Here is a 15,188-nt window from a genome sequence, read left to right as displayed (position 1 = left end):
ACCTTGGCACCAGCTCTCCCGTTGACGACCTTCCAACGGGCAGAGTGCTGGGCAGGATTCAACAAGATTCTTGTACGGGAGAGAGCGGTGGACGGCGACGATGATTCGGATCCTCCTTGCCGAAGACATGCACATGGTCCGCGGCGCACTGGTTGCTCTGCTCAATCTGGAGGACGACCTGGACGTGGTCGCCGAGATCGAGCGCGGCGACCAGATCCTGAGCCAGGCACGCGAGCACCGGCCGGACGTGGCCATCATCGACATCGACCTGCCCGGCCTGGACGGACTCAGCGCGGCCGAACTCCTGCATGAGCGGCTCCCCGAGTGCCGGACCCTGATCCTCACCAGCCTCGGCCGCCCCGGCACGCTGCGCCGGGCGATGTCCGCGCACGTCTCGGGTTTCCTCCTCAAGGACGCACCGCCCAGCGATCTCGCCCAGGCCGTCCGCCGGGTCGTCACCGGCCAGCGGGTGATCGACCCCCAACTGGCCCTGGCCGCCTGGGGCGGCAGCGAGAGCCCGCTGACCATCCGTGAGGCGGAGGTGCTGAAGATGGCCGCGCAGGGCCTGGAACCACAGGAGATGGCCGCGCAGCTCCACCTGTCACCGGGCACCGTGCGCAACTACCTCACCACGGTCGTGACCAAGCTGAACGCACGGAACCGGGTCGATGCCATCCGCATCGCCCGCGAGTCGGGCTGGCTGCTGTGAGGCGGTCAGCTCGCGGCCACCGTCATGCCGGCTCCCGCCAGGTGACCGAGGATCGCCAGGGTCAACTCGGCGGGCAGCGGGGCCACTTCGACCACCGCGTCCGGTGTTGTGGGCCAGGCCAGTAAAGACACCACCCACATCGCCTCGGGGCGGTGGATCTGCACCCGGTGGTCCAGGGCGCGGCCCTCCAGCAGGAAGGCGTTCTCCTGCACCGTGATCGTCACGTTGGGCCGCAGCTGCACCCTGCGCTGCGACGGCACCCGGACCAGGGCGAAGCGGGCGCTGCGGCCCGCCGGGACCACCGACAGCACCGGCCCCTTGAGGTCTTCCAGGGACAGGGTGCGGATCACCAGGTGGGAGATCTCCCGCAGCACCGACAGCACCAGTGTGTAGCTGTCCTGTCCGGCGGCCGGTTCGTCCTTCGGCTGCTGCAGCAGGTTCGCGAGCCGGATGGGACCCAGTTCCATCCGGTGCAGCGCCTCGGCCACCACGCTCGTGGGAGCCTCGATCCGCTCGGTGCCCTGCGGACCGCTGAGCACCAGTGCCTGGCCCTCCTCGTCCCACCCGACCGCCGTGTCCTCGCGCAGGGACCACAGGTGGTGCAGGCGCAGGGGGGAGTCTTCTGGGGGGGGAATCACGAGCAGTAGACCTCCTCGGGCTGTTGGAGCCGCCCCGGCCTAAAGGCCGGCTCCTCCCCCGCGGAACGCGTGCGCCTCCAGTATGACTGCGCGTGCAGCGTTTTCGGCAGCGAAGGACTCATACCGAAAGCATGAGGAAATCATGGGGCCTTCACCGCCCCGGCGGGAACGCCGGCTGTCTCCCGCTGCGGCAGCCGGGTCCGTTCCGCCCAGCGGACGGCGGGACCGCCGGCGGCCAGAACGCCGAGGAACAGGGCGCCGATCAGCAGCCAGCCGAGGCCGCCGAGCCGGTCGGGCACCACGGTGACCAGGGCCGGCCCGGCGATCAGCGCGAGGGCGTCACCGGTCGCGAAGGCGCCCCCGTACTGTCCCTGCGCGTTCGCGGGCGCCAGCTCGTAGCGCAGCCCCCATCGGGCGGCCTCCCCCCAGATCTCGCCCAGGGTGAAGAGCACCGCGACGGCCAGGAGGACGGCGGCGGCCGCCCAGGCGGGCATCCACCCGGTCAGGGCGGTGACCGCACAGGCGACGGCCAACACCACAGCGGTGACCCGCTGAAGCCGTGCCGCCCCCCGCACGGTGTCCGCGTCGCGTGCCATCCGCACCTGCAGGAACACCACCATCAGCGTGTTGACCAGCATGATCCATGCCGCCAGCGCACGCGGGGCGTCGGTGTGCACCACCAGCCAGAGCGGCAGTCCCACCGCCAGGGCGATCGGCCCGATCCTGACGATCCCCGAGACCTGGGCGACCACCAGATAGGGGACGTCGCGCACCGCGCCGCGCGGCCGCTCGCCCCGGGGTTCGCGCACCGTGCCCGGGACCTTGGGCAGCCGCATGTACAGCGCGGCCACCAGCATCATGGCCAGGGCATTGCCCCAGAACAGGCAGAGGTAGGCGGTCTTCGCATCGGCGGCGATGACCAGGCCGGCCGCCAGCGAGGCCAGCGAGAAGCCGCCGTTGAACACACTGCGCATGTACGCCGAGAGCCGGACCCGGCCCTCCCTGCCCATCACCGCCGACACCAGGGCGCCCCGGGCGATGTGGCCGCTCTGTTCGGCCAGGCCCAGGGCCACGGCCATCGCCAGGTAGGCCGCGAAGGAATCCACGAAGGCCGCAGCGAACAGCGCCGCCGCCTTCCCCAGGGCGAACACCGCGGTGGTGCCCCGCGGCCCGAACCGGTCGGCGAGGTGCCCGGTCGGTACCCCCAGCGCCAGGGCCAGGACTCCGGCGAGCGACATGCCCAGGCCCACCTGTCCCGGTGACAGCCCCACGACATGAACGAAGTACACGGCGCCGCCGGTGACATAGAGGCCGTTGCCGAGGCTGGCCACGGCGGTGCACAGGACCAGCAGCCGGCCGGCACCAGGTTCGGGAAGCAGGCGGGACAACGCACGGGCCATGGTGGGCACCTCACTCGGTGGGGGCGGTTGACGCTACGGCGGGCGGGCGGACATGCTGCGTGGGCTGAGGACGACCTCAACCCACTGGACGGGAAGCGGGCAGGCAATGAATCCGATCAGCCCGATCGGGGTGGTACGCGGCGGGCGCCGGCAGGTGCACGAGGACGCGTGGGGGGCGGTGGTCTCGCGGATCGAACTGGATGCGGCCGTGTTCGAGGCGTCGGCGACCTGTGGTCTCGAGGACTACTCCCACATCGAGGTGATCTTCGCGTTCCATCTGGCGACACGGACCTGCACGGGGGCCCAGCATCCCCGGGGCAACACCGACTGGCCGCTGCGCGGCATCCTGGCGCAGCGCGCCCCCAACCGGCCCAACCATCTCGGGGTGTCCGTGTGCACTCTGGCGGCCGTCGAGGGGCTGACGCTCACCGTGCACGGCCTCGATGCCGTCGACGGTACGCCGGTGCTCGACGTCAAGCCGTATCTGCCCGAGTTCGCCCCGCGCGGTGAGGTGCGGGGTCCGGCCTGGTCCAGTGAGCTGATGCGCGCCTACTTCTGAGCCGGCCGGGCGGCCGCGGCTCATGGCACGGCCACCAGGTCCGTACGCGCGGAGGCGATCAGGGTGTTGGCCTCGTCGCGGGGCAGTTCCTCGTCGACCAGCAGCGCGACCGGGAGCGCCGTCGCGCTGCGGATCCGCGCGGCGGCCGCGCACCTGGTCACCCGGCCGCCCTCCGGCCGGGCCCGCACCGCGAGGAAGTCGATCCCCGGCAGCGCCCGGTCGGGGGCCCGGTCGACGAGCAGTCCCACCGCCCGGGTGCCGTCCGCGCCGTGCAGCACACACCGGCCGTCGCTGCGCTCGACCTTGACCTGCCGGTGGTCCAGGCGCACCCGGCCCACGGTCAGCGGCACGTCGAGGGGTTCCGCGTCGGTGGGATGGCCGGCCAGCCGCGCCACGGTGCGTGCGACGAACTCCGGGTCCCTCTCCCGCAGCCGGCTGTAGGTGTTCAGCGCCCGGCGGCTGCGCAGCGCGAACACCGTCTGGTGTCCTTCCAGCCGCCCGCCGCGGCACAGCTGCTCGAACCAGGCGGTGCTCTCCGCCGCTTCCGTCTGTGCCTGCTCGGCGACCGGCCGGCGGATGCTCTCGTACGCGGCCACCGCCTGGAGCGGATCGTCGTGTGCGGCGATACATCGGGCGAGACACAGGGCGTCGTCGATGGCCAGGGCGGTGCCCGAGCCGGTGGAGAAGTGAACCGTGTGGGCGGCGTCCCCGGCCAGCACCGTCCGCCCGTCGGCCCAGTGGCGGTTGACGACGGTACGAAACGGCTGCCAGCGGGCGGTGCGGGCTTTGAGGGGTGCGCCGCGCAGCTCGCTGGAGAACAGTGCGGCGAGCTTCAGTTCCGCCTCGGCGGCCGGCAGGTCGAGCAGGCCCAGGGCGGACAGGGTGTCCGGGTCGGCCTCGATGATGAAGGTGCTCTCGTCGGCCGCATGCGGATAGGCGTGCACCACCAGGGGGCCCGGTCCCAGGTCCTTGAGGAGGAAACACGGTTCGAGGACGGAGGGGGTGCTCATCCACAGGTAGCGGGTGCGGCCCGCGGAGACGGAGGTGGCGAACCGGCCGGCCCGCCGGCGGCGCAGTTCGCTGCCCGCACCGTCGGCCAGCACCACCAGGTCCGCCTGCTGCGGCAGGTCCGTGACGGTGCCTTCGATCAGCCGGACCTGGGCGGTGCGCGCGGCCAGTTCGCGGACCTGCGCGTGGAAGACCTGCCGGGAGATCCCCGACATGCCGAAGGCGCCGGACTCGATGCGTTCGCCGTCGATCACCGTGACCGTCTTGTCCCATGCGGCGTAGGCGGACTCCGGCAGTTTCAGTGTGTCGGGGTGGTCGGCCCGCAGGCGCCCGGCGAACTCGTCGCTCAGCACGATGCCGGCCCCCGGTCCCCGGTCGTTGCGGTCGTAGAGGTCGATGGCCGTATCGGGCAGCAGCCGGGCCAGCTCCAGTGCGCAGAAGGCTCCGGCGGGGCCTGCGCCCACCACGGCCACCGAGCGGACGGGAGGGCCGCTCATGCCGGGGTCCCGTCCCAGTGGAACCGCTCACCGCGGGCCAGTGCGGCGCCCCGGGACACCGCGGTCATCTCACCGCTGGCTATCTTCATGATGGTGAGGAACTCGGTGAAGTGCGGTTCGGGTGCGTCGAGTCGGGTGCCCGCCTCCTTCATCAGCGCGAGCCAGCGCAGCCGTTGCTCGCGGGAGATGAGGAAGTGCGCGTGCGCCTGGTGCATTTTCGGGTCCCAGGCCGCGCTCAGGTCGTTCTCGCCGTAGATCCGGCAGAAGTGTTCGTTCAGCCGTGCGGCGTGACGGCTCCAGTCGGGGACGGCGAAGAGGGGGGACAGCAGCTCGTCCTGCGCGACGAGCTCGTAGAAGCCGGTGGTGAGCGCCTGGAAGAACGCGGCGCCGCCGATGCCGGTCCAGAAGTCGGAGACCTTCCGGTCGACTTGGGCGGCGCTCATCCGCTCGCCGGACTGCAGGCCCTGGTCGGCGACAAGGAGTACCTTCCCGTCGTGCCGGGGGGCCGGGGTGGTCGAGTCGCGCGACATGGGCATGCTCCTTGAGCCGGTCGGTCGGGTTCTGTCGGATCAGCCGAGCACCAGGCCCGCGGCGGCCAGGGTGCTGACGGTGCAGCCGCGCAGCCGCTTGGCCTGCACGGTCCCCAGCCCGTAGGAGATCGTGGTGATCCCCTGGCCGGGGGCCAGTTCGGCAGGGCGGTAGAACATCGTGGCGAAGTACGTGAACGAGGCGTCGGGGTGCTCGTAGTCGGTGCCGCTCATCAGCGCGGTCCACTGGTCGCCGTCGCGCACCAGCATCGTGAAGGAGAGCAGGGCGCCTTGCCGGCGGGCCTCGACGATCCAGACGTTCTCGGGACCGAAGTGCTCGCGCAGGTGCCGGAACGAGGCCGCCTCGCGCTGTGCGTCGGGGACGGCGCCGTACTTGGTCATCAGCTGGGCCCGCAGCGGGAGCAGTTCGGGTTCCTCGTCGCGGATCGGGCGTTCGCTGACCGTGATTCCGCGGGCTGCGATCTCGCGCAGCTCGCGCCGCACGGTGAAGCGCTGGTTGCGCCGCAGTCCGGCGATGTAGCCGTCCAGGTCGTCCCAGGTGACGTCCATGTCGCTGCGGTCCACCATGGGCACCACGTCGAAGCCCGCGGTGCGCAGCACGTCCAGGAACTCGGGGTGGTCGGGGCGCAGGAACAGTGCCGAGACACTGCGTATCCCCTGCTCACGGCACCAGTCGAGCAGGGTGTCCAGGTACTCCCCCAGCAGCCGCGGGTCGCGGGCGCCCGGGCCGACCGGCGCCGACTCGTAGTTGGGTCCCATCAGAAGACAGGTCGGGAACAGTGTGCCGGTGGAGCGGCCCTTCCACGGGTGCGGTCCGTCGGCGGCCACGCCGTCCGCGGCCGAGCCGCCCGACAGCACCCGCTGCGGGTCGAAGCGCACATGTCCGGTGGGGGCCTGCATCACGCCGCCGACCAGGGCCACTTGTTCTCCCTGGGGGCCCGGCAGAGCGAAGGTGCGGACGCCGCCGGGGATTCTGCCCTCGGCGAGCGAGATCCAGCGCCGGCGCAGGGTGACCGGTGCCCTGCCGGCCCAGCTGTCCCAGCTCTGGGGGATGTCGGTGCGCACCAGCAGCCCGGCGGTGTCCAGCGCTGGTGCGGGGCGGTATGTCGTCACGGCAACTCCCTTGGGGACATGAACGAAGCCCGTCCGGCCCGGCAGTGCACGCGGCTACCGGGCCGAAGGGGCTGTCGGACGATCGTCAGGCCGCCTGCCGTTCCCTCACTCGGTCCCAGACCGGTGCCGCCTGGTCCCACACGGAGAGGTTCTCCCCGGCCCGGTCCCACACCGACAGGTTGTCCCCGGCCTGGTCCCACACGGACAGGTCCTCGCCGGCCCGGTCCCACACGGACAGGTTCTCCCCGGCGCGGTCCCACACCGACAGGTTCTCCCCGGCGCGGTCCCACACCGACAGGTCCTCGCCGGCCCGGTCCCACACAGAGAGGTTGTCCCCGGCGCGGTCCCACACGGACAGGTCCTTGCCGGACTCGTCGGCCGACTCCACTCGGATTGCCCTGACTTCGCGCATGCGATATCCCTTCGGAAGGTTCACAGAAGGCGATCCGTCGGACCGCCGAGACGCGGCCCTCACCGCGCTCAGCAAAGAGCGTTGCAGCCTGAGTCACGACCTGTCTTCTCCCTAATTGCTAACCTTCCCAAGGAGTGTGGAGAACCCGTCCTTGAAATCCGGTTGAAGCCGCGAGAAAACTACTTGAACCCGCTCGACAACCGCTTGAATCCGGGCTGAGGAGCCCTCTCGGTGAGCATCTCGAAACCGGGAGGCGCGAACAGGACGGGCGGGGTGGACCAGACCTGCGGACACAGCACCAGTTCCACCTCGGAGCTGATGTACGGGTCGATGTGCAGGGGTCCCAGCGTGGCCGTCAGCAGAATGGTCCCCAGCGGCTGTTCCCGCGCCGCGAGCATCGTCGCGTGCAGGTAGCAGATCCCCCGCGGCACCTGCTGCAGCGCGAAGGGGCCGAGGTCCTCCACCGTGGTCCAGCTGGAGGGACGCCCCTGGAGTATGGGGCCGCCGAAGGAACCGATGTAGATCGGGGAGAGGGGTTTCGCCCCGGCCCGGACCACACCGCGCAGCCGGCAGCGCGTCCGGCCGGCCGGCCCCTGGGCCGAGGAGCGCGCGGTGAACTCGCCCTCGCCCCGGCTCAGCTGCCGGTACTGAGTGGGCGGGATTCCCACCGATTCGGTGAAGCGGCTGGTGAAGCTTCCGGTGCTGTCGTATCCGACCATGGAGGATATGGCGGCCACAGCGAGATCGGAATTCTGCAGGAGGCGCTTCGCTTCACTGATGCGCACCGCGCTGAGAAAGCGCCCCGGGGTCACTCCGGTAACCTGTCTGAACACGCGCAGGAGATGGAATTTGCTCACCAGGACCGCGCAGGAGATGTCGTCGAGGCTGAGCGGTTCCGCGTATCGCTCCCGGATGATCCGTACGGCCTGTTCCACAGCATGCTGCACACGCATCTCCTGAACAGCCGAATGAAAAAGAAGGGGGGCCGCGCGCCCGGCCCCGACATCACTCGGTCGATCGGTGAAGAAGGCGGCCGGCCGCACGCCTTGAGGGTCCGAGGCGGTCCCGGAGCGCTCAGGCCCGACGGCGGACACACAGGGCACCCCGGGCCTCGCGGGCCGGGGCGTCCGGGTCGCCTGTCAGGTGCGCAAGCGGCGCACCGGCCGGGTCGCCGGCGGGGCCGGGTCAGACGCCGATGATCTCGAACGGCATGGTCGGCACGTTGTGGAAGCGCTCCCCGAAGCGCGTGAGCTTGGTGGTGAGGTAGCCGGCCGAGTCGGACATCGGGTTGTCCGGCGGCAGCGACTCCAGATAGCCGGCGTGCGCGGCGAGCGCCTCGATGCCGGCGGCGATGCCGTCGGTGCAGTCGACGGCGTGCCCGGAGTCCGGGGAACCGCCGACCGCAAGACAGCGCACGCCGGACCACGGCGGGAAGCCCTCGTCGAGGAGTTCGGGGAAGATCCAGGGGTTGCCGGCGTCGCTTGCCGCGTCGAGCAGGGCGACGCCGACGTTGCGGTGGTCGGGGGTGTTCCAGTCTCCGCTGCGCCACCGGTCGTAGAAGTTGATGGTGACCAGGATGTCCGGGCGGTGCTTGCGGATCGACCGCGCGATGTCACGGCGCAGCGGCAAGCCGTACTCGATGATGCCGTCGGGGTGGCCGAGGAAGTCCACGTCCCGCACCCCGACCGCGGCCGCGGCCCGCACCTGCTCCTCGGCGCGCAGCTCACCGGTGGTGTCCGGGTCCATGGTGGCGATCCCGGCTTCGCCGCGGCTGGCGATGGCGTAGGCGACGAACTTGCCCTGCGCGGTCCATTCGGCGACCGCGCAGGCGGGCCCGTACTCCAGGTCGTCGGGGTGCGCGACGACGCACAGCGCTCGCTGCCAGTCGTCCGGCATCGGTTCGTACGGCTTGGTCATGTTGCCTCTCCCGGGGTGCACGTCGGCCGAGTCGTGGTCTGCGCGGCGAATTGCGGGCACTTTGCACCTCGCCCTGGCCCGGCTGTCCTGCTCCGCTGCCGCCGGGCACACCGGCCGCCGCGCCGCTTCGGGTCCTTGGGACCCACCGTGAAGCACCGGGATGGGCGTGGGACTGGAGCATGTCTTGAGCGGCGGTGTACCGGCAGGTCGGCGCCCTTGCACGGAGGGCTGCACGAAGGGGGCTAAGCCTTTGCGTCCGCCGCCGGGCGGGTGCCATGTGTTCGCGTCCGGCGGTGGAGGGCGTTGTCCGCTCCTGGCGCCGGCTGAAGTGCATCGAGGGCTCGTCGTGTGCGGGTGCGGGGTGCACACCGCCGGTGCTCTGGAGCCGCCGTGAGGGCCGGTGCGCCGCGGCAGGCCCGGTGGGCGCCGGGCTCCGTGCGCGCCCGGCTGTGGTTGCGGCTGCCGGGCGGCGGCAGGCCGGTCGCCGCCACCGGGCGCGTGCCGGCATCGGTCACGATCTGCGGGCGGGCCGAGAGCCGGGATCGGGCGCGCCGGAGGCGGCCACGGGGTGAATCGCGGGCGGGCCTCAGGGGGCGCCGATGATGCCGTCGGTGTTTCCCTGCGCGGCCGCCCGTGCCGGCGGGATCGCCGGCACGGGCGTCAGATATCGGGGATGCGGTCGGCTGCGGGCTCCGGGGTTCAGGGCGGCGGCGCCCTCTGCCGCGACGTCAGGTGTGTACGCCGGCAGGCCGCGCCGCACGTCAGCGCCCCGGCACCGGGCCAACGCCAGCAGCGCGGCCCTGCACCGCCTGCCCGGGTCCGGCCGGACGGCTGTCCTGCGGGGCATGGGGCCACCGCTGGCCGGCCGGCCTTGTCCTGTGCGGTGTGTTCGGCGGCCGCGCAGGCGGGCCCGTACTCCAGGTCGCCGGGATGCACGACGACGCACAGCGCGCTGCCGGTGGTCCGGCATCGGTGGGCGGGCTGGGTCAGCGTGCCGCTGTGCTGGTCGTGTTCCGGCTGCGGGCAGGCACGCCGGCCGGGTCGTCCTCGGCGGATTGCAGGCACTCCTCGAAGAAGGCGAGTGCGCGCAGGTGGTAGGAGCGGGCGGCCCGGCCGAGGCTGATGTTGTGGCCCGAGCCGGGCTGGCGCTCGACCCGGACGAGGGGTGCTGTACTCAGCCGGGAGGTCAGGTCGGCGATGTCCGGCTCCTGGTGCAGCCACCAGGCCTCGTGCTCGGCGAACGTCAGGCGCAGCGGGATGCTGATCCGTGGTGCCAGGGCGTCGAACATCTGCGGCCACAGGGCCACCTCGGCGGCCTCGCGGGCGGGGATGGGGGCGACCAGGGCCTCGGCCGCGCGGAAGGTGCCTGACGGGTAGAGCCCCAGCGGGCCCCAGTTGCGCTCCCACTCCAGGTGGCGGCGCAGGCGCCGGTGCTCGGCGGGTTCGAGGCCGTAGCGGTGGCCGACGCCGGAGGCGTCCAGGGCGAGCAGGCCGGGGGTGTGCGCGGCGGTGGTCAGGGCGAGTTTGCCGCCGTAGGAGTGTGCCAGCAGCAGGAACCCCTGCCCGACGGTGTGCCGTTCGGCGAAGGCGTCGAGCGCCCCGGCCAGGACGGCGGACTGCTCGTCGAGGGTCAGGCCGGCGGGCGCCTGTGCGGCGGAGTGGCCGTAGCCGGGCCGGTCCAGGGCCAGCACCGTGAAACCGAGTTGGGCGCCCAGCGTGAGCAGGGACAGGTCGGCGTGGGCCTGGCCGTCGAAGTAGCCGGCCCGCATGCCGCCGCCGTGCACGGCGACGACGGTCGCCCGGGGCGGCCGGTCGGGCGGCTCGGCCAGCAGGCCGGACAGGGTCAGGCCCGCGACGTCGAGGAGGAGCGGGCGCACCCCGGCCGAGTGGGTGGACGGCGGTGCTGTGCGCTCCGGCCTGGGCACGCTCATGGGTGGTGGTCCTTGTCGGTCGGCGGTGGGCTGAGCCGGCTGCCGGGGTGCCCGGGATCCGTGCGCCCCGGCACTGCGGGCTCAGGCGAGCTGACGGGCGAAGGTGGCCATGTCGAAGTAGAGGGTCTCGTCGATCAGGACATCGCCGTCGAAGTGGAAGAAGACGGCCACGGGGGCCTCGACGGTCTTGCCGCGGTTGGGTATGCCGCGCCAGTCCGCCTCCTGCTTGGCGCGCATCTGCGCCTCCAGGATGACCGCTGTCGGCGTGTGGTGGACGTGGAACAGGTCGTGCTCGGGGTGGGGGAAGGCCTTCTGCAGTTCGGCGAAGTAGCCCTGCTTGATGGCCTGTTCACCGATGAAGGGGCTCTCCTCGTAGGCCATGACGCGGTAGACGCCGCCGCGCGGGAACGTGGCGAGGACCCCGTCGATGTCCCAGGCGGACTCGGCGATGGTGTGTTCCGCGACGACCGCCTCGCGCTTCTTGCGCAGTTCGGCGTCGGGCTGGGGAAGATCCGCGCCAGGCAGCTTGAACTCGTGCTCATCGGTGGACATGCAGGCTCCTTGAGACATCGGCTGGTCGGTTCGCAAGGTGACGCTAGGCCGCTTTCCTCGCCTGTCCCTCGCAGCCCGCTGGAGCGCGCACCGCCGGGCGGCCGGCCGGCCCGGGGGCACCAAGGCTCCGTTCCCCTCGTGCAGCGGTCCGTTCAAGGGCGCCGACCTGCCGGTACACCGCCGGTCAAGACCCGCTCCAGTCTCACGCCCATCCCGGTGTCCCACGGTGGGTGCCAAGGCCCCCAAGGCGACACGGCACTGCCGGCGGATCCGCTCGCCGCCGCACTCAACGGACAAGGGAGACGCTATGGAACGCCCGCATCCTTCGGGGGACAACCTCTATCGGCTGCTCATGGGGCCCGCGGCCGTCTCGCCGGACAAGCCCGCGGTGGTGGAGGCGGACGCGGAGGGGGTTCTCCAGGAGATCTCCTACCGCCGCCTGGACCAACTGGCCCAGGAGTACGCGGCCGTCCTGGACGGCCTCGGTCTCGATGTGGGTGACCGCGTGGTGATCGAGGCGGACACCTCGGCGGCGTCGGTGGCCATGCTGCTCGCCTGCTCCCTGCTGGGCCTGCCGTTCGTGACGGTGAGCCCGCAGACTCCGGACACCCGCCTGCTGTCGATCGTGCGTTCGGTCGAACCCGCGCTCCATGCGCGGGCCGAGGGCCTGGCGCGCAGGGAGCTGGTGGAGGCGCAGGGCAGCGCGCGCTTCGGGCCGGGCGGCCTGGTGGTGGAGCGCCCGCCGGCGCGCCGGGTGCGGCGGCGGCGGAGCGTGCTCGCCACCGACACCGCGTACATCGTGTTCACCTCCGGGTCGACGGGCCGTCCCAAGGGTGTGGTGATGAGCCACCGGGCGATCGTGACGTTCCTGCGCGCGATGCTGCAGGACGCTCTGGCCGGACCCGACGACCGGGTGGCCAGCACCTCACCGCTGCAGTTCGACTTCGCGCTGTTCGGGATCGGTGTGGCCCTCAGCAGCGGCGCCACCCTCGTCCCGGTCCGGCGGGAGGATCTCTCCTCGCCGCGGCGCATGATCGGTTTCCTGCGCGATGCCGGGGTCACCCAGGTGCACGGCGTTCCGTCGCTGTGGCGTCCGGTCCTGCGTCACGACGCGGACCTGCTCAAGGAGTTGGAGCGGCTGCGCTCGGTCGTCTTCGCGGGAGAGGAGTTCCCCCTCCCCGAGCTTCGCCGGCTGCAGGAGATGCTTCCCGGCGCCCGTGTCGTCAACGGCTACGGGGCGACGGAGTCGATGGCCGCCTCGTTCACCGACGTGCCCCGTCCGCTGCCGGCCGGGCAGGAGCGGCTGTCGATCGGTCACGCCCACGCCGGCGCGGAGATGACCCTCGTGGACGAGCGGGGCGACGTGGTCACCCGGCCGGGCCTGGTCGGGGAGATCTACCTGCGCAGCCCGGCGCTGTTCACCGGCTACTGGAACGACCCCGAGGCCACGGCCGCGGTGCTGGTGCCCGACCCGGTCGAGCCGCGGCACGGGCACAAGGTGCTGCGCACCGGCGACCTGGCCCGTCTGGGCCCGGAGGGTGATCTGTGCTTCGTGGGCCGCTCCGACTACCAGGTGCAGATCCACGGGAACCGGGTGGAGCTGGGCGAGATCGAGGGCACCTTGACCCGGCTGCCCGGCGTGACGGCGGCCGCGGCCGCCCTGGTGCCGCGTGCGGGGGACCACGTGCTGATGGCGGCCGTCGTCCTGGACGGCGCCGGAGCGGATCTCGACGTCGGTGCGGCCCTCGCGTTCTGCGCGCGGGAGCTGCCCGCCTACATGGTGCCCCGGTCGATCCGCGCCGTGCCGGAGCTTGACCTGACCGAGAACGGCAAGGTCGACCGCGCCTTGCTCACGCAGAAGCTGGCCTCCCCCCGGGGGACATCGGATGTACGACACGCTACGAACGCTTAGGAGCCACACGTGACTTACACCTTGTCCATCGGCCGGCGGGTGCGGCTGGCCGACGTCGCGTCGACCGCGGTCTGTGCCGACTCCGTGGCCATCGACGACACCGTCCGCGCCCGCGTACAGGCCTCCCGGCAGACACTGGAGAAATTCGTCGCGGAGGAACGGGTCATCTACGGCGTCAACACCAGCATGGGCGGCTTCGTCAACTATCTGGTGCCGGTGACCATGGCCCGCCAGCTCCAGGAGAACCTGCTCAACGCCGTGGCGACCAACGTGGGTGAGCATCTCGACGACACCACGGTCCGCGCGATCATGACGTCCCGCATCGTGTCCCTGTCCCGCGGCAACTCGGCGATCTCCCTGACCAACCTGGACAAGCTGATCGCGGTACGCAACTCGGGTGTCGTGCCGTGCGTGCCGGAGAAGGGGTCGCTGGGCACCAGCGGCGACCTCGGGCCGCTGGCCGCGATCGCCCTGGTGTGCATAGGCCAGGGGAAGGCGCGGCTGGACGGTGAGGTCCTTGCGGGTGCCGAGGCGCTGCGCCGGGCCGGCATCGAGCCGATGGAGCTCAGTTTCAAGGAGGGCCTGGCGCTGATCAACGGCACCTCCGGCATGGTGGGTCTGGGCAGTCTCACCATCACGCGGGCCCGACGGCTGCTGCAGTCGTACCTGCTGGTCTCGGCGCTGTCGGTGGAAGGCCTGGCCGGCAAGACCAAGCCGTTCGACCCGCGGGTCCACGCGCTCAAGCCGCACAAGGGCCAGCAGGCGGTCGCCGAGTTCTTGTGGGAGACGCTGGCCGACTCCACTCTGGCGGTCGACGAGCTCGACACCGAGCACCTTCTGTCGGGTGAGATGGGGGACACCGCGAAGGCGGGATCGCAGTCCATCGAGGACGCCTACTCGATCCGGTGCACCCCGCAGATCCTGGGGCCGGTCGTGGACAGTCTCGCCTCGATCGAGCAGGTCGTCGAGGACGAGCTCAACTCGTCCAACGACAACCCGCTGATCGACCCCGACGAGGCCGAGGTGTTCCACAACGGGCATTTCCACGGGCAGTACGTGGCCATGGCGATGGACCATCTGGCGATCGCGCTGACGACGCTGATGAACCTGTCCAACCGCCGCATCGACCGGTATCTCGACAAGAGCAACAGCGAGGGGCTTCCGGCGTTTTTGTGCCAGGAGAACCCGGGCCTGCGGCTGGGTCTGATGGGCGGCCAGTTCATGACCGCCTCACTGACCGCGGAGACCAGGGCGAAGTCCATGCCCATCTCCATCCAGTCGCTGAGTTCGACCGGCGACTTCCAGGACATCGTCTCCTTCGGTTTCGTCGCGGCCCGGCGCGCCAGGGAGGTGCTGGACAACGTCGCGTACGTGGTCGCCTTCGAGCTGCTGTGTGCCTGCCAGGCCGTCGACATCCGGGGCACGGACGGTCTGTCGCCGGCGACCCGGCGGCTCTACGAGCAGACGCGTGAGCTGGTCCCCTACCTCGACCACGACGTGACGATCACCGATTACGTGGAAACGCTCGCGCAGCGCCTGCTCGCCGAGCCGGGCCTGGGCTGAGGAGCGCCGTGCCTGCCTCGTCCCGGACCGCGACGGTGTTCGACGCGCTGCACCGACCGCCGCAGAGCGTGCGGACCCCCGAGGGCCTTCGCGTCACGGTGCGGCTGCCCGTGGAGCGGGCCGCCGCGCAGATGGCCGGCCACTATCCGGGCTTCCCGATCCTGCCGGGGGTCCTTTTGATCGAGGGGGTGCGCCAGGCAGCCGGTTGTGCCCTCGGCGGCGAGCTTCGGCTGTGCCGTATCGACCGTGCGCGTTTCGCCCGCCCGTTGTTTGCGGGCGACGAACTGGAGCTGTCCCTGCTGGTGACGTCCGAACCGGACAGCCGGGTCACGGTCCGCGCCCGGGGGACACGTGCCGATGGCCTGATGGCGGCGGAGCTGTCCCTCACGCTCGAAGCGGTGGTGGCCGGTGCTTGACCACAGCCAGGTG

General features: G+C 71.5%; 16 protein-coding genes. 5 read left to right on the top strand and 11 right to left on the bottom strand.

Annotated elements, in window-relative coordinates; genetic code table 11:
• The first annotated feature begins 100 nt into the window (after nt 1-100).
• Nucleotides 101-709 (top strand): response regulator transcription factor, encoded by a 609-nt coding sequence (locus O1Q96_RS22575; protein ID WP_269249929.1) that lies wholly within the window; start codon nt 101-103, stop codon nt 707-709.
• Nucleotides 710-714: 5 nt separating this feature from the next.
• On the opposite strand, the gene O1Q96_RS22570 is transcribed toward O1Q96_RS22575, so the two are convergent.
• Both O1Q96_RS22570 and O1Q96_RS22565 read right to left on the bottom strand, forming a co-directional pair.
• A complete protein-coding gene (locus tag O1Q96_RS22570; RefSeq protein ID WP_269249928.1) occupies nt 715-1,347 on the bottom strand; it encodes an NADH oxidase in 633 nt (210 codons plus the stop codon).
• 140 nt (nt 1,348-1,487) lie between these two features.
• On the bottom strand, nt 1,488-2,747 hold the full coding sequence (locus O1Q96_RS22565) for an MFS transporter (RefSeq protein WP_269249927.1): 1,260 nt from the start codon (nt 2,745-2,747) through the stop codon (nt 1,488-1,490).
• Nucleotides 2,748-2,853: 106 nt separating this feature from the next.
• Between O1Q96_RS22565 and O1Q96_RS22560 the strand changes: the two genes are divergently transcribed.
• A complete protein-coding gene (locus O1Q96_RS22560) occupies nt 2,854-3,306 on the top strand; it encodes an SAM-dependent methyltransferase (protein WP_269249926.1) in 453 nt (150 codons plus the stop codon).
• Nucleotides 3,307-3,326: 20 nt separating this feature from the next.
• On the opposite strand, the gene O1Q96_RS22555 is transcribed toward O1Q96_RS22560, so the two are convergent.
• From O1Q96_RS22555 to O1Q96_RS22515, 9 genes are all read right to left on the bottom strand, one after another.
• Nucleotides 3,327-4,811: an FAD-dependent monooxygenase gene (locus O1Q96_RS22555; protein ID WP_269249925.1), complete on the bottom strand. Its 1,485-nt coding sequence runs from the start codon at nt 4,809-4,811 to the stop codon at nt 3,327-3,329.
• On the bottom strand, nt 4,808-5,341 hold the full coding sequence (locus O1Q96_RS22550) for a truncated hemoglobin (RefSeq protein WP_269249924.1): 534 nt from the start codon (nt 5,339-5,341) through the stop codon (nt 4,808-4,810). Before O1Q96_RS22550 ends, O1Q96_RS22555 begins: the two co-directional genes overlap by 4 nt.
• A gap of 39 nt (nt 5,342-5,380) precedes the next feature.
• Nucleotides 5,381-6,472, bottom strand: a complete 1,092-nt coding sequence (locus O1Q96_RS22545) for a GNAT family N-acetyltransferase (protein WP_269249923.1) — start codon at nt 6,470-6,472, stop codon at nt 5,381-5,383.
• Nucleotides 6,473-6,557: 85 nt separating this feature from the next.
• Nucleotides 6,558-6,884 carry a hypothetical protein gene (locus O1Q96_RS22540; RefSeq protein ID WP_269249922.1) on the bottom strand — a complete coding sequence of 109 codons (327 nt, stop codon included), beginning with the start codon at nt 6,882-6,884 and terminating at the stop codon, nt 6,558-6,560.
• 179 nt (nt 6,885-7,063) lie between these two features.
• Entirely contained in the window at nt 7,064-7,831 is a 768-nt protein-coding gene (locus tag O1Q96_RS22535; RefSeq protein ID WP_269249921.1) for a helix-turn-helix domain-containing protein, read from the bottom strand.
• 238 nt (nt 7,832-8,069) lie between these two features.
• On the bottom strand, nt 8,070-8,801 hold the full coding sequence (locus tag O1Q96_RS22530; protein WP_269249920.1) for a PIG-L deacetylase family protein: 732 nt from the start codon (nt 8,799-8,801) through the stop codon (nt 8,070-8,072).
• 586 nt (nt 8,802-9,387) lie between these two features.
• Nucleotides 9,388-9,648 (bottom strand): hypothetical protein, encoded by a 261-nt coding sequence (locus tag O1Q96_RS22525; protein WP_269249919.1) that lies wholly within the window; start codon nt 9,646-9,648, stop codon nt 9,388-9,390.
• Between the two features lie 139 nt (nt 9,649-9,787).
• Nucleotides 9,788-10,732: an alpha/beta hydrolase gene (locus O1Q96_RS22520; protein WP_269249918.1), complete on the bottom strand. Its 945-nt coding sequence runs from the start codon at nt 10,730-10,732 to the stop codon at nt 9,788-9,790.
• 81 nt (nt 10,733-10,813) lie between these two features.
• Complete coding sequence (locus O1Q96_RS22515; RefSeq protein WP_269249917.1) at nt 10,814-11,284, bottom strand: nuclear transport factor 2 family protein; 471 nt, start codon at nt 11,282-11,284, stop codon at nt 10,814-10,816.
• 307 nt (nt 11,285-11,591) lie between these two features.
• On the opposite strand from O1Q96_RS22515, the gene O1Q96_RS22510 reads away from it, so the two are divergent.
• From O1Q96_RS22510 to O1Q96_RS22500, 3 genes are read left to right on the top strand one after another with little or no spacing between them, the layout of a single operon-like run.
• Nucleotides 11,592-13,196: an AMP-binding protein gene (locus O1Q96_RS22510; protein WP_269249916.1), complete on the top strand. Its 1,605-nt coding sequence runs from the start codon at nt 11,592-11,594 to the stop codon at nt 13,194-13,196.
• Nucleotides 13,197-13,205: 9 nt separating this feature from the next.
• The gene (locus tag O1Q96_RS22505) at nt 13,206-14,759 is read left to right on the top strand and encodes a phenylalanine aminomutase (D-beta-phenylalanine forming) (protein ID WP_269249915.1); all 1,554 of its coding nucleotides are present in this window, start codon (nt 13,206-13,208) and stop codon (nt 14,757-14,759) included.
• 8 nt (nt 14,760-14,767) lie between these two features.
• On the top strand, nt 14,768-15,175 hold the full coding sequence (locus O1Q96_RS22500; RefSeq protein ID WP_269249914.1) for a 3-hydroxyacyl-ACP dehydratase FabZ family protein: 408 nt from the start codon (nt 14,768-14,770) through the stop codon (nt 15,173-15,175).
• The last annotated feature ends 13 nt before the right edge of the window (nt 15,176-15,188 follow it).

This window comes from Streptomyces aurantiacus (assembly GCF_027107535.1).
Lineage (GTDB): Bacteria > Actinomycetota > Actinomycetes > Streptomycetales > Streptomycetaceae > Streptomyces.
This window is presented reverse-complemented; position numbering and strand designations above follow the sequence as displayed.